15 protein-coding genes and 2 pseudogenes are annotated in these 19082 nt (G+C 51.1%); 11 read left to right on the top strand and 6 right to left on the bottom strand.

Translation table 11 applies throughout. The features are described 5' to 3' along the window. Window positions 1–27: 27 nt before the first annotated feature. A pseudogene (locus O77CONTIG1_RS14265) lies at window positions 28–1039 on the bottom strand (IS4 family transposase). 148 nt (window positions 1040–1187) lie between these two features. Here O77CONTIG1_RS14265 and O77CONTIG1_RS24610 point away from each other — a divergent pair. From O77CONTIG1_RS24610 to O77CONTIG1_RS14250, 3 genes are all read left to right on the top strand, one after another. Then, the gene (locus O77CONTIG1_RS24610; protein ID WP_156435276.1) at window positions 1188–2396 is read left to right on the top strand and encodes a phage tail protein; all 1209 of its coding nucleotides are present in this window, start codon (window positions 1188–1190) and stop codon (window positions 2394–2396) included. Between the two features lie 117 nt (window positions 2397–2513). Further along, window positions 2514–2789: a hypothetical protein gene (locus O77CONTIG1_RS14255; RefSeq protein WP_068511634.1), complete on the top strand. Its 276-nt coding sequence runs from the start codon at window positions 2514–2516 to the stop codon at window positions 2787–2789. Further along, window positions 2786–3178 (top strand): type II toxin-antitoxin system VapC family toxin, encoded by a 393-nt coding sequence (locus tag O77CONTIG1_RS14250; RefSeq protein ID WP_197673198.1) that lies wholly within the window; start codon window positions 2786–2788, stop codon window positions 3176–3178. The genes O77CONTIG1_RS14255 and O77CONTIG1_RS14250 overlap by 4 nt, the downstream gene beginning before the upstream one ends. 790 nt (window positions 3179–3968) lie before the next feature. On the opposite strand, the pseudogene O77CONTIG1_RS23605 reads toward O77CONTIG1_RS14250, so the two are convergent. The 5 genes and pseudogenes from O77CONTIG1_RS23605 to O77CONTIG1_RS14235 form a co-directional block, all read right to left on the bottom strand. After that, a pseudogene (locus O77CONTIG1_RS23605) lies at window positions 3969–4918 on the bottom strand (transposase). Window positions 4919–5004: 86 nt separating this feature from the next. Further along, window positions 5005–5337 carry a DUF5615 family PIN-like protein gene (locus O77CONTIG1_RS23600; protein WP_084782655.1) on the bottom strand — a complete coding sequence of 111 codons (333 nt, stop codon included), beginning with the start codon at window positions 5335–5337 and terminating at the stop codon, window positions 5005–5007. Beyond that, the gene (locus O77CONTIG1_RS14240) at window positions 5334–5564 is read right to left on the bottom strand and encodes a DUF433 domain-containing protein (RefSeq protein ID WP_068516592.1); all 231 of its coding nucleotides are present in this window, start codon (window positions 5562–5564) and stop codon (window positions 5334–5336) included. The genes O77CONTIG1_RS23600 and O77CONTIG1_RS14240 overlap by 4 nt, the downstream gene beginning before the upstream one ends. A 128-nt stretch (window positions 5565–5692) precedes the next feature. Next, a complete protein-coding gene (locus tag O77CONTIG1_RS24605; RefSeq protein ID WP_156435274.1) occupies window positions 5693–5962 on the bottom strand; it encodes a hypothetical protein in 270 nt (89 codons plus the stop codon). A gap of 21 nt (window positions 5963–5983) precedes the next feature. After that, window positions 5984–7294 (bottom strand): sensor histidine kinase, encoded by a 1311-nt coding sequence (locus O77CONTIG1_RS14235; RefSeq protein WP_068511628.1) that lies wholly within the window; start codon window positions 7292–7294, stop codon window positions 5984–5986. Between the two features lie 279 nt (window positions 7295–7573). Between O77CONTIG1_RS14235 and O77CONTIG1_RS14230 the strand changes: the two genes are divergently transcribed. From O77CONTIG1_RS14230 to O77CONTIG1_RS14200, 8 genes are all read left to right on the top strand, one after another. Beyond that, window positions 7574–7888 carry an RNA recognition motif domain-containing protein gene (locus tag O77CONTIG1_RS14230; RefSeq protein ID WP_068511627.1) on the top strand — a complete coding sequence of 105 codons (315 nt, stop codon included), beginning with the start codon at window positions 7574–7576 and terminating at the stop codon, window positions 7886–7888. A gap of 106 nt (window positions 7889–7994) precedes the next feature. Further along, window positions 7995–8132, top strand: coding sequence for a hypothetical protein (locus O77CONTIG1_RS24600; protein WP_156435272.1), 138 nt, complete (start codon window positions 7995–7997; stop codon window positions 8130–8132). Between the two features lie 692 nt (window positions 8133–8824). After that, window positions 8825–11104 (top strand): tetratricopeptide repeat protein, encoded by a 2280-nt coding sequence (locus O77CONTIG1_RS14225; protein WP_084782653.1) that lies wholly within the window; start codon window positions 8825–8827, stop codon window positions 11102–11104. A 123-nt stretch (window positions 11105–11227) separates the two neighbouring features. Continuing rightward, window positions 11228–13618, top strand: coding sequence for a cellulose biosynthesis cyclic di-GMP-binding regulatory protein BcsB (locus tag O77CONTIG1_RS14220; protein ID WP_084782651.1), 2391 nt, complete (start codon window positions 11228–11230; stop codon window positions 13616–13618). Window positions 13619–13627: 9 nt separating this feature from the next. Further along, window positions 13628–16204, top strand: a complete 2577-nt coding sequence (bcsA, locus tag O77CONTIG1_RS14215; protein ID WP_068511618.1) for a UDP-forming cellulose synthase catalytic subunit — start codon at window positions 13628–13630, stop codon at window positions 16202–16204. An 802-nt stretch (window positions 16205–17006) separates the two neighbouring features. After that, the gene (locus tag O77CONTIG1_RS14210) at window positions 17007–18065 is read left to right on the top strand and encodes a response regulator (RefSeq protein ID WP_068511615.1); all 1059 of its coding nucleotides are present in this window, start codon (window positions 17007–17009) and stop codon (window positions 18063–18065) included. 95 nt (window positions 18066–18160) lie between these two features. Then, window positions 18161–18547: a PleD family two-component system response regulator gene (locus O77CONTIG1_RS14205; protein WP_068511613.1), complete on the top strand. Its 387-nt coding sequence runs from the start codon at window positions 18161–18163 to the stop codon at window positions 18545–18547. Next, window positions 18544–19053 carry a chemotaxis protein CheW gene (locus O77CONTIG1_RS14200; RefSeq protein ID WP_068511611.1) on the top strand — a complete coding sequence of 170 codons (510 nt, stop codon included), beginning with the start codon at window positions 18544–18546 and terminating at the stop codon, window positions 19051–19053. Before O77CONTIG1_RS14205 ends, O77CONTIG1_RS14200 begins: the two co-directional genes overlap by 4 nt. Window positions 19054–19082: the final 29 nt, after the last annotated feature.

Below are 19082 nucleotides of genomic sequence, written 5' to 3'. Positions count from 1 at the left end.
CACTAATCCTGTGGCAAGCTGGTTTTGTCAACAAAACACTAATTTTTGGAGCCAGTGGGCATAACTGATATTTTCACACATAAAAGCCTGTAAATATCGTAGCTTATCTAATACTTTGTTGCCAAATTCTTTCGGAATTGTCACCAATTGCAAAATCACATAAGCTACCAAACACGCATAAATCTGCATCTCAATCCCGTTCACATTCTTAGTAATTAGTCGATCTAGTTTCAGATGCATCTTCAGAAATTTCCAAAATAACTCTATCTGCCAACGCAAACGATAAAATTCGCTAATTTCCTCATTGGAAATGGTATTTTCTCCCCCTATCGGTAGATTCGTTGACAAGCGATATTCTGTTTGTGATTCTAAATCACAAAAGGCGACAACCCGTGCTTCAACTTGCTCCTTACCCGTGCCAATCAAGAAGTTGCCATTTTCTAGCATCTTGAGACTAATATTATTCTTGATTCTGACGATAAAGTAGCGATTCTCTTGATTCAGTAAATAGCGAATTCGAGCTAGGCTAAAAAAGCCCCGATCCATGACCCCGACACTATTATCAGGCACAGCATCGATCGTTTTCCATGTTTACTGTCATGACCTTGACCAAAGTGGATGAAAACACCCCCGGCTCATGTGTCATTAAATCTAAACCACTAAACAGCTTTACTTGGTGAATACCCTGCGCCCAGAGCAACTTGCTCGTCAAACTAACAATGGTTGAATCCAGCGGAAATAAAGTCAGCTTTGCAGCATCAATCTTATGCCTTTTGTGGAGTTCCTGCTTCAATACCCAAAAAAGATCATAAAGTATCTGGGGATCACGGTTCTTGCTGGCTTTAGAAAAAGTAGAAATCTTGACCTTGATGCCACGAATATTTAAGCGCTTGAAGACGCTCCTCATACTGCTTTGACTCTGATCGAGAACCAAGGAGAGCCAAATAGAAACAAATAGAAAGCTGTTGAGAACCGGATAGTCATCCGTGGCGAGGTGGCCCAGATGCTTTTTGACGATCTCAGGAAAGTTTGATATCATGATACTAACATTATTTTCTTTTTTATAGCCTCTAGTTTACACGATTAGGGGCTATTTTTTTAAACATATTTGCTATCATTCAACACTTCTGGGTACCGAGTTTTTAGCAGGAATTGTTCCGGGGAGTATTTACATCGGTGTGATCGAAGTGGAATCGACGACTGAAGATCAACAAATGGAAATCTCGGTAGCCGTATCTGGCTCAGGTTGGAAAGGAGCAAGCGCAGACGCTTCTGTTTCTGCCAAGTTGGCAAGAGTGGCAAGCAGATCTTCTACCAGAGTGTTTGCAATTCGTGATGGCTACCCAACTGGACAAAGAAATCCGGAAACGCCCGATGAGATGATTGAACAAGTTGTCGCTTTTGGTAAAGCTGATTGGAATGAGTATAGTGTGGCGTATGGCATCTATCAGCCTTACGATAATATGTCGAATCTTCAGTTCAGGGATGGTTCTGGAGAGTTCAGTGCCGACAAGCGGGAAGCAGATCTTGAGCTTCTTGGACGACGGTACGTTGAACTAATTCAGTTGCGAAACGATTTTGACTTTGTTAGACGTCGCTTTAATGACTATAAAACTGGTACTGGCGTAGTGTTTGCAATCAACGGTAAACCTGTTGAAAACCTGCTTTCAATAGAACCCAGCCAACTCAAGGAACTAAACGCTGAAGCGAGCGGAGATGCTAGACGGGATTCCGTTAAAGAATCTCAGCAGATTACAATGCAGGCTATTAGATCTGAACTCAACACCATCGAAACTCACCTAAGGAGTGTTGAGGTGGCAGCAGATGCCTGTAAGTCTTGGAAAGATTATACGATTCCAGATGCTTATGTGGCAAAGATCGGTCTTCCAGAAATTTATGGAGAAAATATGGAACTAGAGAAAATGAAAGCCTATCTTGTCCCCTCTAGGACAATTATGCTGTGGTCTGGAATCGCTGAGGCAATTCCTTCAGGATGGCTTCTATGTGATGGCACCAAGGGTACGCCAGATCTACGCGATCGCTTTATTTGTGGAGCAGGTTCGGGCGGACCGCAAGCAGGAACACAGGGTGAGGCTGATTCACATCATCATGTTGTTGACCCACCAAGCATTTCTGCAAATACCACCGCATCAGGCGACCACCAACATGCTTTACCTCAGGCATGGTACAGCCGAAATTTTCCCAAAGATGGGGGTCCGTTTACATCAATTGATACCGGTGGTACTAATGCCAAAGATGCCTATACACAAGGCGGGGGAAATCATTCTCACTCTGTAACGGTGGATATTGGACAGTTTGTGACAGCGGCATCTGGTTCTGGAAGACTAAATGGTATGCTCTGTGCTACATATGAAACAGTAATTAGAAACTTCTAAACCAATTTTTTCAGGTGCTAACTGCATTTAGGTGCCACCTGCTGCAACAAGCATCAAATAAGCCCTATTGCTGAGTTGCGAGGTAAAATAGGGGAGGTTTCCTCATGAGATTTGGCAATGAGCAGCAGCACTATAGAACGGCAACAGATTCTTGAAGCAGTCAGCGCTCTCCCTGAAGAGGCTTTGCTAGAACTCGCCAGTTTTCTAGATTATCTTCACTATAAATCAGCTAAACGTAATGAGGTTAACGGTCATACTGCTAATTTCTTAGTTGCAGTTGCGGGTTTGGGCAACTCTGGTCAACAGGATGTTTCAGAACGGGATGAAGAGATTCTCCGTAATGAAATTGACCCTATGTATGGCTGGAGTTCCAAGCCAAGCAATCCGGCATGACGGCAATACTCGACACCAGTTTTTTGTTTGCGCTCACGGATCAGAGCGATCGTAATCATCAGCGGGTCTTAGCTATCGCTCAAAGCGTGAATGAGCCATTGGTGCTGCCTGTAGTTGTTCTACCTGAAGTCTGCTATCTGATTGCATCAAGATTGGGTCATCAAGCAATGCGTCGTTTTGTGTCCAGCATGACACCTGATGCGGTTCAAGTTGAGCCTGTAATCCCAGAGGATTTAGTACGGGTGCATGAGATTTTGGAAAAATATGCTGATAATCAGCTTGATTTCACAGATGCAGCGATCGTTGCTCTAGCTGAGAGGGCTTGCTATTACTCGCGTTTATACGCTCGATCATCGAGATTTTTCGATTATTCGTCCAAGCCACTGTGACTACTTTTGAGTTGTTGCCCTAAAAAAGCCAGCTAACAACCCTCTTGCAGCGGACGGTTGAGAGATCTCAGTGGAGATGCAAAAGGTTACTAGCCGCCGCTGAAGAGGAACGTTAGCCTGCATTATCGCTTAGTATTACCTTGCAATTCCCTGTTTAAGGTGGAGATTTTAGAATGTGGCTACGGAGAACATTCCCATGAATGTGCTGACGAGCTAGAGATGATCAGCCAAAACTTTAGAAACTGCTTTCATCAATAGTTTTGGAGTAGATCAACAAAACAAGAGGGAGAGATTCTACGAGACTCATCCGAGAAAGGTGTTGAAATATTGCGAATTCTAGCTCTCTCAATCCGCCCTGAACAGGATTATAATGCAGCATTCAAAAAAAGCTACTCAAAGATATCACTGTTGGTGCTTTAAAGCATTCTGCCAGCAGCAAAGATGTTTCTGATGTAATTAACAGCTACCGACCACCTTACAGCGAGAAGCCTGGTTTTACGGAACTTAGCTTAAGAGATGCTTTGAACAAAATTGCTCATGCAGATCCATCTAAGTCTAGTTTTTTTGCAAATGATGCTTTTCATGATCTGATTCTTTCTGGCAGGGATCAGCAGGGGCAGAACTTGGATAGCGATTATATCGATTATTGATCTTTGTCGAGCAGTTAAATCGCTGCCAGATCAGATCACGCAACATCAAACAGCATAGGATACTGAGAAATCAGCCCAAGGTGCATTAATGCAGAAGTGTTGAATCCAGATAGAAAACTTTACATTTTAGCTTACAAGAGTCATACGAGTGTTTCGGGCAGCAGATCGTAGCTCCAATGAACCATTGAGCAGCGACGGCTCAGTTCCAGTTGTAAATACCGAACTTGTCGAGCAATTCACTGCCATAGAATGCTGGAATTTCGATTAACAATAAGATTAAATACGTGATGAGCACCATATAAATCTGAATACTCACCCCATTCACATTCTTGGTGATGAGAGCGATCGAGCTTTAAGTGCATCTTGAGAAACTTCCATCACACCTCAATTTGCCAACGATGCGATAGGTATCACTGATTTCTTCGTCGCTCTCATTGACATTAGTTGCCAGACGAAACTCGCTCCGACTCTCCAAATCACAGAACCAACCACGACGTAACGGTCGTGGTCAAGTTCAGTCTTCATATTGTTCTTGATTCGCACCACAAACTTTGTTTGAGTGAGACTCATTTGGTCGAGAAATTCCCAGCTTGCGAAGCCTCTATCCATGATCGGCCGTTTCGGGATCATCGTGCTAATCGAATCGGCAAACTTTGCTCATGTCCTTGCCCAAAATGAATCAGCATTCACTCGAATATCTTGCTCTAAGTTGTTCCATTCAGTAATTTAACTTGGTGATATCCTTGCAGCCAAAATAGTTGCTGGTAAGTGTAACGATGGTTGAATCATCGGAAAAGTATCTGAGCCGCGGTCGGCTGTTGCGCTTTACTTGCTCAATTAACTGTGCATAGATTCGACAAAAGTGCCCATCCGTTCGAGTTTTGCAAGCTTTAGAAAAGGTGGATATATCGACCTCAACACCTGTACGATTTAGGCGGTAAAATAAGTCTCTCATGCTGGTTAAGCCCTTGTCCAACACAAAGGTCAACCAGATTTCAAAGAACAAGCGCGAGTTCAAAACGGGATAGTCATGCGGACAAAGCTGCATCAAGATCGATTTGACAAGCTTCGGAAATGAGGCTATCATCAGGCATCATTTTTTGTTTACTAGGGGACAGAATACTGCATTCTGTCCCTTTTTTTCGTCGCTTAATCTATCTTTCAACACTTCTGGCATTAATGGAGTTCCAAACAGTGAAAAGTAGGATTTCTTAAAAGTTCTTCAATTGCTTCTTGCCCAGAACGAATGAGAGTTTCAACCTGGCTAGTTGGTGCATTTCCACATCTTAGCCATACCACTTTTGGTGGAGAACCATATAGTCGGCTTCTTTCCGCAAAATCTGCATCTTGAGTCACAATGCAGAAATCATTTAACTTAGCGAATTCCCAAATCTCTGTATCTGACTTCTCCGCTAACTCATGAAATTGTACATGGCTAGCATTCGGAAAAATATCAGCCAAGCGAGAGACAAGTTTTCGGCTCAGGTTTTGATCAAAGAGTAGTTTCAAGCGGCACTCACTGAAGCAACTAAACGATGTTCACGATCAGCCGCAAACTCTAAGCAAGCTCTGATATCTGTCTCTGTCAGTTCCGGGAAGTCATCAACAATTTCAGGAATAGACATCCCAGCGGCTAGCCAGCCAAGAACGTCGTAAACCGTAATTCGCATTCGGCGAATACAGGGCTTCCCTCCACGTTTATCAGGTTCAATAGTTATGATGTCGCGATAGCTCATAATAAAAGTAGGGGTTTCCATCTACTTCTAAGTCTAGAGCAGGCTAACACTGCGCTGCAACGGACGGGCGTGAGATCTCGGTGGGGTGGCAAAGATTACTTGCCGCCGTTGAGCTTCACAGTTAGCCCTCAGCGCTCTAGTTCTGTCAGCTTGTCGGTGGGTAGGCGATTCGCCCCCCACTTGCGAAGGCTCGGTTCTTCAAGATCTGGGTCAAATCGAACACTCCCAAACACTTTCGAGTAAGTTGCAAACTTTAAGTCGCGGTAGATTTGGGTCAGCAGTTCGAGGTTCCGAGAGATATCAGGGGGGCGATCGCCCAGAGGTGCGGGTGCTGAGAGATGAGGGCGATCGCCCGAAGATATCGGTGCTGAGAGGGACGGGCGATCCAATCTTCTCATTCGCAACACGCCAACCCCTGCTCACCCCGCAGGCAGCGTCACTGTAAATATTGTTCCTTTGCCCAGTTCGCTGTCTACCTGGATCTGTCCGTGGTGGTTTTCAGTAATCACCTTGGCGATCGCCAGTCCGAGGCCGGAGCCGCTGCTGTCCTTGCTGCGACTGTCGGAGGTGCGGGCGGGATCAACGCGATAGAAGCGATCGAACAAGTATGGAAGCGATTCCGCTGGAATGCCTGTTCCCGTGTCGCGGACTTGAATCTGAACCTGCGCTGGGTTGTGTTTATTACGATTCACTGAGACGGTTACTTTGCCGTTCGCAGGCGTGTACTGAATAGCGTTGCCGATTAGGTTCGTAAACAGGCGAATAAGCTGGTCGCGATCGCCCTGTATCTGCACGGCATCAGGCAATTGCTGAAGCTCCGGACTGATTTCCAAATTCAGCGATACGGGCTTGTCGGCGGCGATGCTCTCCTGTTCCTCCAGCACTTCTTCGAGCAGCACAGGCAGGGCGATCGCCTCTCGTCGGGCCAGTTTTGTACCGCTGTCTTGCCGCGCCAGAAACAACAGATCATCCACCAGCCGCCCCAGTCGCCGCGTCAGCCGCTCGATCACTTTAAGCTGCTGCTGCTGCATCGCAGGGTCGGGTTCCGCATCGGCCAGCGCCACCTGCACATTGGTTTGGATCACGGCGATGGGGTTTCGCAATTCGTGCGACGCATCGGCAGTGAACTGCTTCAGCCGTTGGTAAGACTCGCGCACCGGGGCCATCGCCAACTCCGACAGCAGCCAGCCGATGCCTGCCACCGTGCCCACCAGCAGCGCCGTTCCCAGCGCCAGATCGCGGATGAGCTGTCGCGTGGGCTTCGTCACTTCAAACCAGGGGTGGCTGACGCGCAGATAGCCCAGCAGTTGCCCGCCTGCCTCAATGCGCTGCGTCACCTGTCGCAGCAGCAAATCCTCCGTTACATGAACCGTTTCGCCGTTGCTGTTGGGATGCAGCGGAATCTCTGGCGCAGACGAAAACGTAGACCAGAGCAGTATTCCCGCCGGGTCGAACCACTCTAGGTCGATGTGGTCGTCTTCTACCGAGTCGGAGTCGTCGCGAAAGCTGGCCTCGATGTTGACCCGTGGCGGCAGACCCCTGGCCGGGTTGGCGGGTTCAATCACGAGCGATCGCCCCACCACCTCTACCACATGGCTCAGCGTGTCGTCGATCCGCTCGATCAGGGTCGTCCGCACATAGAGATACACGCCGCTGGCAAACACAATCAGCAGCACGGCTGTAACGGTCGTATACCACAGAGCAAGGCGGCGGCGAGTGGCCTGAAACATGAGGGGTTCGGGGAGAAGGAGCAGGGATTCGTGACAGCGGGCTTTCATCGCCGCTTCCGCCCCGCGCCCGTGTTAGACTAACGGGTGAGGCTTTAGTTTCGGTTGACGAGTTTGTTTACAAGTTTATCGGTTTAATTTCATCTGAGTTCATCTGATTAAGCGCATCGGATTTAGATATTCGATAGAGCAAATCTGATCGAGCGAACCGGATCAATTTGTTGGCGGGCGCTGCTCTGAATCTCTAGCCTTTGCAATTGCTTTAACTGTCGGAGTTACTCCATGTCGATTTACGTTGGTAACCTTTCTTACAAGGTTACGCAGGAAGAGGTGCAAACCGTCTTCTCGGATTATGGTACGGTTACGCGGGTTCAGCTTCCGGTAGACCGGGAAACAGGTCGGATTCGTGGGTTCGGCTTTGTGGAAATGTCGTCGGAAAGTGAGGAGCAAGCGGCGATCGAGGCGCTGGATGGCGCGACCTGGATGGGGCGCGATCTGAAGGTGAACAAAGCCCGTCCCCGCGAAGAAAAGCGCCCGGCCAATAGCTGGGGCGGCAATGGCGGCGGCGAATATAGCCGGGGCGATCGCCGCTTCTAAGCAGGCCTGTACCCAAGATTTGTAAAACTTTGTAACAAGCGAGGTCTGAGCAGTCAGCGCCTCGCTTTTTTGTGATCATTTTGTGATCATTTTGTGATCATTTTATGTGCCATCGGTTTATGTGCCATCGGTTTATGTGCTATCGGTTTATATGCCATCGGTTTATATGCCATCGGTTTATGTGCTATCGGTTTATGTGCTATCGGTTTATGTGCCGTCGGTGCATCGTTTAGTGCATTTTTAGGGACTCTCGCCGCGCTCTGGATCTCTCCTCACGCAGGAGTTTACATAAAATTTATACGGATCTCAGCAATTCTCATAGTACAGAGTAGGAGAGGAGTGGGTTGCGAGATACAGCATTTTCTTGCAGGGTAAGATACGCACAGTCCTGACGAATCAAGCGCTGCTTGACTATCCGCGTACCTCACTGGCTTCAGAAATGCTGTCAGTCGATAAACTGGCTAAATTGCTGATTTTGCCGATTTTCAGGGTGTTTATTGCGTCTCAGGGTTGCATTCGGGCACGTTCTCAGGGTTCTCATCAAGGGGTTTTCTCTGACTGAATCTGGATTTGTGGCGCATTGGCTGATGCTACATAGATAAACCAGGAATACATCAGGAGCTTAAATGATGGAATGTGTTTGACGTGTGCGATCGCACGCCAAAACGGGTATAGGTTCTTGTCAAATATGCATCATTTCTGAATCACGTTGCTGTGCAGCTTAGTGCAGAAATTTAATGCAGATTAATGCAGATTAATGCAGAAATTTAGTGCAGAAATTTAGTGCATAACGCTGAATTCTGAAATGCCTGCTTGGTCATGATCACTTGCATTGTGCGGGTGAAAGCCTTGCCGTTTCACATCTCGTGTCTATTCATAAAGTTCGTAAAGTCCTGATGAAGATAGCCTGAAACCCTTCCAGGAGGCACAGTTCAGATGAAAAAGATAGGAAGATGGCTCGGCATTTTGGGGCTGACCGTCAGTCTTTGCGGTGCGATCGCCCCCTCAGGATTCACACAAACAACTCGCCCAGCGGCAGTGCGAAATGGATATACGCTGCTAGAGCGCGGCTGGGTAAACGATGCGATCGCCGCCTTTCAGCAAGCGCTTAGGCAGTTGCCCAACTCGCTAGATGCCAGACTAGGACTGGCGATCGCCTATCAGCGGGCGGGCCGCGATGCCGATGCCTGGAACGCCTATCAGCAAGTGTTGGCGCAGGACGCAACCAACCGAACTGCCCTCAGCGCCATTGGCTTGCTGGGTGGCTATCGACCCGAATGGCAGGCAGACGGCATCGACGCGCTAAGCAAACTGCTAGAACTCTCCCCCAACGACACCGATGCTCGCACCCAGCGTGCCCTGCTTTTGGGCTATCAGGGGCGCTATGCCGAAGCCTTTGCAGATTATGACCGCTTGCTGTCCGACAATCCCCGCCCGGCGGCGCTGCTGGGCGCGGCGCAGGTCTATGCCTACAGCGGCGACTACGCCCGGTCGCAAACCCTCTTTGCCCGCTATCGCGCCACCGGACAGGCAATTCCTGATGGGGCGCTGACGGCCTATGCCCGCACGTTGGCAGAAACGGGCGACCCGGCACAGGCGATTCAGCTTTTAGAAACCACGCTCCGGCGGCCGCGAGTTCCTAACTGGCTGGTGCCTGATGCCCGCAGCACGCTGGCGATCGCCTACCAGCTTGATCAGCAACTCCCCAAAGCACTGCAAGCCCTAGAGCCACTCCGCCAGCAAGCCAATGCCATCCTGCCCCTAGCCCGCGCCCTCAGCACCATCGGCCGCCGCCAACGCGACCCGCAATTGCTCCAGCAGGCAGCAGAGTTGTATCGACAGGCCCTCCGCACCACCGCCGAACCGTCCCTGGGCGTGCAGCTTGAAGCGGCGGATGTGTTGAGCGAATCGGTCGCGGGACGGGCCGAGGCGCTGCGGATTTACCAACAGTTGAGCGAGCAATATCCGGGCGATCGCAGCTTGTTGGTTCGGCGGCGGGTGCTGGAGCAGCAGCTCGGCCAAATCAGTCTAGCCACGCTGCAAACCCAACTACAAGATGCGCTGCAACCGCTGCCCGAGGCCAGGTTTGAGCGGCAATCGGTGGCGATCGCCCTGACCCAGCTTGACCCGCCACCTGCCGCCCTGCTGCCAATCTACGAGAGCCTGCTGCAATCTGAGGTAGACGTGCCGTTTTTGCACTTCCGCATCGCCCAAATCCGCCTCCAGCAGCGCAACTGGGACGACGCACGGCGATCGCTGCTGGCCTACCAAAACACGCGGATAGGACAGAGCGACGTTGGCACAGACCTGCTGCTGGCCGACCTGGAGCGGCAGACCGGAAACCTGGAGGCCAGCGCCCGCCGCTACGAAAGCATCCTGTCTCAAAATGTCCCCAGTTCTGTAAAGCTGGACGCGCTGCTGGGACTGAGCAGCATCCGCCGCCAGCAGGGAAACCTGGCATCCGTCAGCCGCTTCTATGACGAAATCCTCCGCCGCGAGCCAGATCAGCCCCGCACCCAGATTGCCCAACTGAGTCACCAGTATGAATTGGGCGAAATCTCTGATGCCGCCGCCGAGCAAGCCCTAGCGCAATGGCTGGCGGACAACTCGCCCCAGCCTGCCTATCCCGAACTCTATGCCCTGGTTGGCGCGTTGCCTGCCAGCGAGCCGCGAGAACCGCTGTATCTTAGCCTGCTGGAAACGTCTCCCAATTACTTACCCATTGAGCGGCGACTGCTGCAAGTCATTGCCCAACGCGACCCAGAAGCAGCGCGATCGCGCTTGTCCGAGATCCTGGCTCGACAAGATGACCCGATTGCTGGCTATTTTATCCAGGGCGAACTGGCGCAAACGCTGGGCGATTTGGCCTTGGCGAGTGAGGCCTATGAGCGCATCCTGGCAGTACAGCCCAATGAGGTCGGTGCGCTCTCTGCCCTAGCAGGCGTGCGGTTCCAGCAACAGCAATATGCTGCTGCCCAGCGGCTTTATCAGCAAGTCCTGACCCTGCGCCCAGACGACCTGGAAACCCAGCGCGTCATGGCAGAACTGTACCTTGCCCAGGATCAGATCCAGCGTGGTATTCGACAACTGCGCCAGGTGCGGACTGCCCAAGAAGCACAGGGTGTGACTGATCCGACCGTGGGCGATCGCCTCCAGCAAGTCGAACATAACCTGCTGCGCCGCCGGGGTTATCAACCCTTCTGGGAACGGTATTGATTCTGGATTGGGGATCTTGGGTCTTGGATTGCCGCCCACTTCCAAAATCCAAAATTTAAAATCCAAAATCCGTCCCTCTTCCTTCCAACACTCCCTTGCATTCCAACATCCTCCAGGCTTTCCATGAAGCGTCACACTTCTCGTCCACTTGTCTCCTTCTTCGGGCTGTTTTCTCGTTCCAAACTGCGTTCACAAAAGCGGGTCGCTGGTTTCCTTTTGCTGCTGCTATTTGGGACGCTGCTGGCAAACAGTGGGGCGATCGCCCAGACCGAACTTCCCGACTTTCGGCAAAACGCCATCCCTCCCGAAACCAAGCCCGACCGCCGACCCGCCACAGGCACTCCCAACCAAGCGACGTTACCAGCGACCGTGCAACTGAAGCCCCTATCGCCGGGGCAATATGTCCTGGAATTTAACCGCAGCCCTGTGGTGGGAACGCGGCTGCAACTGCGGGGGATTTATGACGAGTCGCGGCTGCGATTCACGCGCCCGCGCAGTTGGGAAACTAAATCGGTCAAAGTGTCGCTGCGGTTTCGCCATTCGCCTGCGCTCTATGCCACTCGGTCGAACCTGACGGTGCTGGTTAACGGGGCCAGTGTGGGCAGTGTGCCGCTCAACAAGCCCCAGGGCGAAATCGGCAATGCCATCTATGATGTGCCCACTAGCCTGCTGCAAGACTATAACGAAGTGGTGATTGCAGCGCTACAAAACAACTCGCCCACCTGCACCCAAGATCCCTACGATCCGTCACTCTGGACCGAAATCTTACCCGATTCCAAGATTGTATTTGACCTTGCGCCCCGACCAGTATCGCTGGATTTTAGCCGCTATCCGTTTCCGCTGTTTGACGAACTCAGCCTCAGCCCCAATGAGTTGGCCTATCTGCTGCCCAACGCAGTGGATGAAGTCTGGCTGACGGCTGCCAGTCGCTTTCAGAGCAGCCTCGGACGGTTGGCACAGTTTCGCCCGATTGATACGCGGCTGGTAAAACGGGTCAACGAACTTAGCCCCGGCGAGCGACTGGTGGTGATCGGCACGACTCAAATGCAGCCTGTGCTGAAATCGCTGAAGCTGCCGCTGAAATTGCAGGGCGATCGCTGGCTAGATGAAACCCAGAAGCCGATCGCCAATGATGTGGGCGTGCTAATGCTAACCACTTCGCCAGATGCAAAGAGCCTGGTGCTAGTGGCTACAGGCAATACACCCGCCGCTGCTAGCAAGGCAGTGCAATTTTTACTCCAGAGCCGCGATCGCCAGATTGGAACCGGCAGCGTGATTTTGGTGAAAGACCTGGCCGACGTGCCCACGCCCGATCCGCGTGACTGGCCGGGCTATTTGCCCGTCGAAAATTCCTTCCAACTCAAGGACTTGCTCACCCAGGCCAATGAGCCATTCCAGGACATCACCACTCGCGGTTCCGATGCGCCGCCCATCGAAATCGACTTTCGGGCCCTGCCAGACGACCGCTTTTTGGTGGGTAATGTGCTGAATCTGCGCTATAGCTACGGGCCGCAGCTCAACCCGCTCACTTCGCTTTTGGAGGTGCAGATCGACGGACTGCCGCTAGCAGGGCGAAAGCTGGATGCAGTTGACGGCGTTAGAAACGCTACCTTCAAAGTAGACCTACCCCCAGATAAAATCAAACCCAACTCCAAGCTTCAGATCCGCTTTCGGCTAGACCCCCGCGAACGCCGCTCCTGTAATCGGGCAATCGATCAGCAGCTTTGGGGCACGGTTCATGCAGACACGAGCTTCGAGCTAAAGCGCGAAAACATGGCGCGAGTGCCCGACCTGAAGCTGTTGCAAGTCGGCTATCCCTTTGCTGCACCCCAGGATTTGTCACAGACGGCGATCGCCCTACCCCAAAACCCCAACCCCGCAGAATTACTGCTGCTTATGGAAGTGAGCGAGCGGCTGGGACGACTGAGCAAAGCCGAATCGATCAAGTTCAATGTCTATCGCGCTGGGCAACTGCCTGCGGAGGTGCGAAAAACCCATCATCTCATTGCGATTGGCGAGCGATCGCGCTTTCCGCTGCCCGAAGCCTTCCCAAGCAGCGGCTTCAACCTGGAGGCACTGTTTGAACGCAAACGAGAAGGCGCAGCGATTCGCACCTTGCCAGATGTGGAAGGGGTTGCCAAACAAATCGTGTCGCCCTGGAATGGCGATCGCGTTTTGCTGGCACTGACGGGACAATCCAGCACCGGGATTCAGCAGTTGCAGGCCTTATTTGAACAGGATGCCCTGTTTTATCAACTGCGAGAAGACACAGTGTTGATCAGCGCTAATGATGCCGCAGTGCAGGCCAATAGCCCCGATGCCTACACGCTGGAATTTCTGCAACAGGCCCGCCAGCGCACCACCCTGAGTGAAGCAAACTGGCGCGATCGCCTGATGCAGCGGGTGGGCGGCTACTGGCTGCTGCTGATTCCTGGCACGATTTTGATTGCGCTGCTGATGTATGGCGTGGGTCAGGCCTGGCTGAATCGAACCCTGTCTCAAGAAAAGCAGTAGGAGGTGTCTATGGTTCGCGCGATCGCCCCTGCTGCAACGCCAGCATCCAATCAGACCAGAGATCCTATCACCAAGCGGATCTTACTTCGCCTAGTCAATGGCATTCCGCTCTTTTTTGAGACGGCATTTCGCCGCCATCGCTATGTGTTTTTGGTGCTGCTGAGTGCGCTGCTGTGGCTGGCCACGCCCATGATTACAGCCCGTCCTGGCATCTGGCAGCAGGCCATTTTTGGACTGTCGCTAGTCTTTTTAGGCAACTGGCTAGTACGCCTAGAGGAACAGCAAGAAGATACTGCGCTCAGCGAACGGCTGCATCTGGTCTTGGTTGCCCTCAGCGGACTGACCACGCTCCGCTATTTCTACTACCGCACGTTCTACACCCTGTCGCTGGATAGCTGGCTGAATGCGGTGTTTAGCGTGCTGCTCTATGCAGCAGAGATGTACGCAATTCTGACGCTATTTCTGGCCTATTTTCAGACGCTCCGCATCCGCCAGCGCCAGCCCATTGACCTCTCCACCGTGCCCCAAGCGCAGTGGCCCAGTGTCGATGTCTACATTCCGACCTACAACGAAGATGTGGAAATTGTGCGAAAAACGGCGATCGCCGCCCTCGCCATCGACTATCCCGCCGACAAAAAGTGCGTGTACGTTCTAGACGACGGCCGCAAGTATCCCGAACGCCGCGCCGAGCTACAAGCCATGTGCGACGAAGTAGGCGCAATCATGCTGGTGCGCGACAACAATGACCACGCCAAGGCCGGCAACATCAACACCGCCCTAGAGAAAACCCACGGCGATTTGGTGCTGATTTTGGACTGTGACCATATTCCCGCCCGCTGCTTTCTCAAAGAAACGGTGGGCTTTTTCCTGAAGCCTAAAGTCGCACTGGTGCAAACGCCGCACTGGTTCTACAACCCCGACCCCTTCGAGCGCAACCTGCTGACTCGTGGACAAATTCCCGTGGGCAACGAGCTATTTTACAAAGTGCTGCAAAAGGGGAATGACCACTGGAACGCTGCATTTTTTTGCGGCTCCGCGGCGGTCGTGCGGCGCGAGTATATTCGGGAGATTGGCGGCATCGCCACCGAAACCGTCACCGAGGATTGCCACACGGCGCTGCGGCTACATTCGCTCGGCTACCAGTCTGTCTATTACGACAAGATCATGGTAGCGGGATTGGCTCCCGAAAAATTTTCGTCCTACGTGGGTCAGCAGGTGCGCTGGGCGCGGGGCATGGCGCAAATTCTGCGGCTCGAAAATCCTTTGTTTAACCGCAAGCTGAAACTCACGCTGGCGCAGCGATTGTGCTATTTCAGCGCCACATCACACTTTTTCTTTGGCTTTCCGAGACTAATGTATGTGATTGCGCCGATGATTTACCTGCTGCTGGGCATTTCATCGGTGCGCGGGCTAGGGCTAGAGACCATGGCCTATGCGCTGCCGCACATTCTCTTGTCTATGCAGACCAACCACATTCCCTACAAGCACGTTCGCTTCTCTTTCTGGAACGAAGTGTATGAATTTGCCATGTCATTTCAGGCGGGCATTGTGACGCTGCTGGCGTTGATTAATCCAAAGCTGGGATCGTTCAACGTGACAGACAAGGGCTTGACCGTGACCGAGCGCAACTTCGATTTTGAGAGCGTTCGCTATCTTGTATATTTGAGTGCGATCGCCGCTGCCTCCCTGCTGGCCATCCCCTTCTGGCTGGTCATCAGTCCACAGGACGCGCAGGCTGTGCTGATTAATGCAGTTTGGAATGTGTTTAACCTGTTTTTGCTGCTGGCGGCCTGCTTGGTCGCCTTTGAACAACCCCAGTTGCGCGATGCTCATCGCTTGCCTCGCAAAATTACCGCTATCATCCACAGCGACGGCCAGCAGTGGAGCGGCACGACACAAAATGTGAGCGAATCAGGGGCATTGCTACTACTAGATGAGTGGCCTAATGTACCAGATGAAGTTCGGGTAGAACTGATTGGGGATTATGGAGCGCGAGTCTTACTCGATGCCAAAATCATTCGCGCCAAGGCGACCAGCAACTTGCAGGTACAAGTTGCCATTCAGTTTATCAATCTGAGCCGCACTCAGACTGATGACCTTGTTCTTGTCCTCTATTCCGATGTAAAGGAGTGGTATTCCCAAAAGCGCGAGCAGCGAGACAATCCGGTAGATTCCTTTAAATTCATCGCCGCCAGCATTGGGCGAGTCTTTCGCGAGTTTCGACCCGAATCCAGCATTGCCGTGCGAAAGCAGGTACAGGCTGCGTCCTATCTGTTTTGGGAAGGGTGGGGTGATGTATCCTACCCGGCGACGCTGACGGAGATAGGGATGCGCGATCTGCGGCTGGAGATAGAAATGATTGAGCTTGAAACAATCGAAGAATTGCAGGTCAACCAACCACTGCTCAGCCTGTTGGTGTTTCGTCAGCCGGATGACCCAGAACCGCAGAGTCTGGTCGCACAAATCATGCGGGTGGAAATGCTGGCTGGGTTGAGCGATCGCACTATTTTGGAACTCAGCTTCCCACCCGATCTCGATCGCCAGCAAAAAGATAAGATCCGCCGCCTGCTGCGATCGCTCAATTAATCTTTGGCTCTCCCGAATCTACGGTTAAAACCGTGTAAGAGACTACGGAGTGCCGTCTGATTAGTGGCTAGGGCAGTGTCACGGTTTAGTTTTAGGGGGATGCCCTGGCTCGTAGTCAGCGCTTCAGCGCTGAAGCGCTAACGACCAACCCAAGTTCTAGCTATGACATAGCATTAGAAGCTGGTGTATGGCATTGATTTGGGCGAACATCCGGACACTTTTATTAAAGTTTATGCAGATACAAGATGAATCAAAAAGCTCAATTAAAGACACTCTTTTTATTTGCCGTTTCATCTTTATTTGAGGTTTGCAAAAGTTGCTTACAAGTCTGTTAATCTAATAATACGCATCAGCCAAATTGCTGAAATAGTCAGACCTTAGAGAGCCTGCCTGAAGCATCTACCACCTCTTCTACCACGCTCAGCGCTGCATCTCCACCAAAACATTCAAGCCTCCCTTGAACCCATACGCCCAACCTGCTTATCGGTTCAAGCACTCAAGGCTAACACTTCATTTCTTCTCCAGTAGTTCAAATATTTGGGAACTGGAATAAGCGCATACAGCATTTTCTTGCAGGGTGAGGTACGCACAGTCCTAACGAGGCAAGGGCTTCTTGACTATTCACGTACCTCACTAGCTTCAAAAACGCTGTAGAACCATTCAAGAAAGAGATTGGGCGATCGCCCTCGTTCTCTCTGCTGGTCGCACTGCATCACCCAAGAGACTGAACCAATCAGATACACGCTGCGGAACCTTTTATGAAGGTTTGTCAACAGTTTGAAGTAAGGTCAAGTAGTGACTCATGAATACCACCTCAATTGCAGGATATCGATTTCCTCAAAAGTTATATCCACTCAATCTTTTGGCCCAGCTTAAAAGTCGAAAAGCGACTGGCTGCTTGCGCGTCACTGATGGTTCCACAACTTGGTTCATTTATCTTGAAGAGGGCGACTTGGTGTATGCCTCCAGTTCTATTGATTCCTTTGGACGACTGGATCGTCATCTCAGCAAAATCAGCCGTCATCTGCCCAGCCTGGTCAGCGCGGTGCGAGTGCAACTGCGGCTCTTATTTGAAAACCGCCCCATCTATCAATCAGAATTTGTGCCAGATTATCAGGCGATTTGCTGGTTGATTGATCAAAATCACCTGATAGGTGAACATATCTTTAATTTAATTGACAGTCTGGCGAAGGAAGTAATTGAGGGATTTTTGCTGATCAATGCGGGCAGCTATGAGCTGCTTGAAAGAGAGCGATTCTCAGAGTGGAGGACTTTTTGCAAGATCGATCTGCGAGATTTGGCAGAATATTGTCAGCAGCATGTGACGCATCAAAAGCCACAAATGGCGATCGCCCAAGCGCCTACCTTTAAGACCATTCCAATCGAAAGAGGGCGATCGCAGCCCGTCTTCCCTCAATCTAAAGATGCACCTGAGAAAACAGCGCCTACAGAGCATGGCTCGACTATAGAGGTAGATCCACCCAAGCTTTCTAAAGAGCATTATACCGTCGTCTGCATCGATGATAGTCCAACGATTTTGCGGTCAATTCAAGCATTTCTAGACGACACGATATTTTCAGTCGTTTTGATTAGCGACCCGGTAAAGGCGCTCATGCAAATTGTACGAACTAAGCCTGATCTAATTTTGCTGGATGTAACGATGCCTAACTTAGATGGCTATGAATTGTGTTCTCTTTTGCGCCGCCATCCGAGTTTCAGAAATGTTCCTGTGGTGATGGTGACTAGCAACACAGGCTTGATTGATCGCGCCAAGGCGAAATTGGTTGGCGCATCTGGCTATCTAACGAAGCCATTCAATCAATCCGACTTGCTAAAGGTTGTCTTCAAGCACTTGAGCTAGAACAAGTTTGAAAGACAGCAAGAGTGGCATAGCATCGTTCGCAAAGGCTGCTCAAAACACCATGTGCAATTTTTATTCATAGAGGAAACGAATCCATGACTCCCACGTTGACGAAAACGATCCTGGTTGTTGAAGACACGCCTTCTGAGATGGAGTTGATGAGCCATTACCTTCGAGAGAGTGGCTGCACAGTGATTAATGCAGTGACTGCCAAAGAAGCAATGGAAAAAGCAATTCAACACCGCCCAGATGTGATTGTCACAGATGTCGTGATGCCAGGGATGAGCGGCTTTGAATTGTGTCGCAGCCTCAAAAAGCAGCCAGAGACATCCAAGGTTCCAATTGTTATTTGCACGTCCAAAAACCAAGAAATTGATCGTCTTTGGGGAATGAAGCAGGGGGCAGATGCGTATTTAACCAAGCCCTATACCCGTGAACAATTGCTACGAGCAGTCATGAGCGTTGTTGGAGTTGGGCTATGAGTGCGGCTCTAGTTCCCAATCCGCCGTCTTCCCTGGCTCCAGTCTCCTATGTGGGGCGATCGCACACCCATATTCGATTCAATCTGACTCCACAAACACCTGCGGTGCTGCCATTGTCTTGTGTGCAGGAAGCCATCACCGTACCCGCGCAGCGCATCACCCCGATGCCGAATATGCATCCCTGCTTGTCTGGCTTGATAAATCGCCGCAGTCAGGTGGTCTGGGTGGTTGATTTGGCACAAATGTTAGGGTTTTCGTCTGGTTTTTACAGCTCTCAACAGTTCAACTTGATTTTGGTGCGGACGGAAGCGACTCCTCTCATGTTTCGAGTTCAAGAAGTTAGTGGAATTCTAAATATCAGTCCCGATTTAATTCAGCCAACGCCAGCCAATTTTTCTAGCAACATTGCGCCTTATGTAGACGGCTGTGTTTCCCTAGATTCTGAGCTGCTGCTGGTGTTAAATGCAGAGGCGATCGCCCGTTCATCCCTCTTGCAGCCCTCTTAAGGTTTTCCTGTTTGGGTTTTATGACACGC

The organism is Leptolyngbya sp. O-77 (assembly GCF_001548395.1).
Classification (GTDB): Bacteria; Cyanobacteriota; Cyanobacteriia; order Elainellales; family Elainellaceae; genus Thermoleptolyngbya.
This window is presented reverse-complemented; position numbering and strand designations above follow the sequence as displayed.

Excerpts from the sequence above, each read along its gene's own strand:
- O77CONTIG1_RS14255 (WP_068511634.1), top strand. The coding sequence starts at position 2,514 with ATGAGCAGCAGCACTATAGAACGGCAACAGATTCTTGAAGCAGTCAGC.
- O77CONTIG1_RS14250 (WP_197673198.1), top strand. The coding sequence starts at position 2,786 with ATGACGGCAATACTCGACACCAGTTTTTTGTTTGCGCTCACGGATCAG.
- O77CONTIG1_RS14240 (WP_068516592.1), bottom strand. The coding sequence starts at position 5,564 with ATGAGCTATCGCGACATCATAACTATTGAACCTGATAAACGTGGAGGG.
- O77CONTIG1_RS24605 (WP_156435274.1), bottom strand. The coding sequence starts at position 5,962 with ATGAGAAGATTGGATCGCCCGTCCCTCTCAGCACCGATATCTTCGGGC.
- O77CONTIG1_RS14235 (WP_068511628.1), bottom strand. The coding sequence starts at position 7,294 with ATGTTTCAGGCCACTCGCCGCCGCCTTGCTCTGTGGTATACGACCGTT.
- O77CONTIG1_RS14230 (WP_068511627.1), top strand. The coding sequence starts at position 7,574 with ATGTCGATTTACGTTGGTAACCTTTCTTACAAGGTTACGCAGGAAGAG.
- O77CONTIG1_RS14225 (WP_084782653.1), top strand. The coding sequence starts at position 8,825 with ATGAAAAAGATAGGAAGATGGCTCGGCATTTTGGGGCTGACCGTCAGT.
- O77CONTIG1_RS14220 (WP_084782651.1), top strand. The coding sequence starts at position 11,228 with ATGAAGCGTCACACTTCTCGTCCACTTGTCTCCTTCTTCGGGCTGTTT.
- bcsA (WP_068511618.1), top strand. The coding sequence starts at position 13,628 with ATGGTTCGCGCGATCGCCCCTGCTGCAACGCCAGCATCCAATCAGACC.
- O77CONTIG1_RS14210 (WP_068511615.1), top strand. The coding sequence starts at position 17,007 with ATGAATACCACCTCAATTGCAGGATATCGATTTCCTCAAAAGTTATAT.
- O77CONTIG1_RS14205 (WP_068511613.1), top strand. The coding sequence starts at position 18,161 with ATGACTCCCACGTTGACGAAAACGATCCTGGTTGTTGAAGACACGCCT.
- O77CONTIG1_RS14200 (WP_068511611.1), top strand. The coding sequence starts at position 18,544 with ATGAGTGCGGCTCTAGTTCCCAATCCGCCGTCTTCCCTGGCTCCAGTC.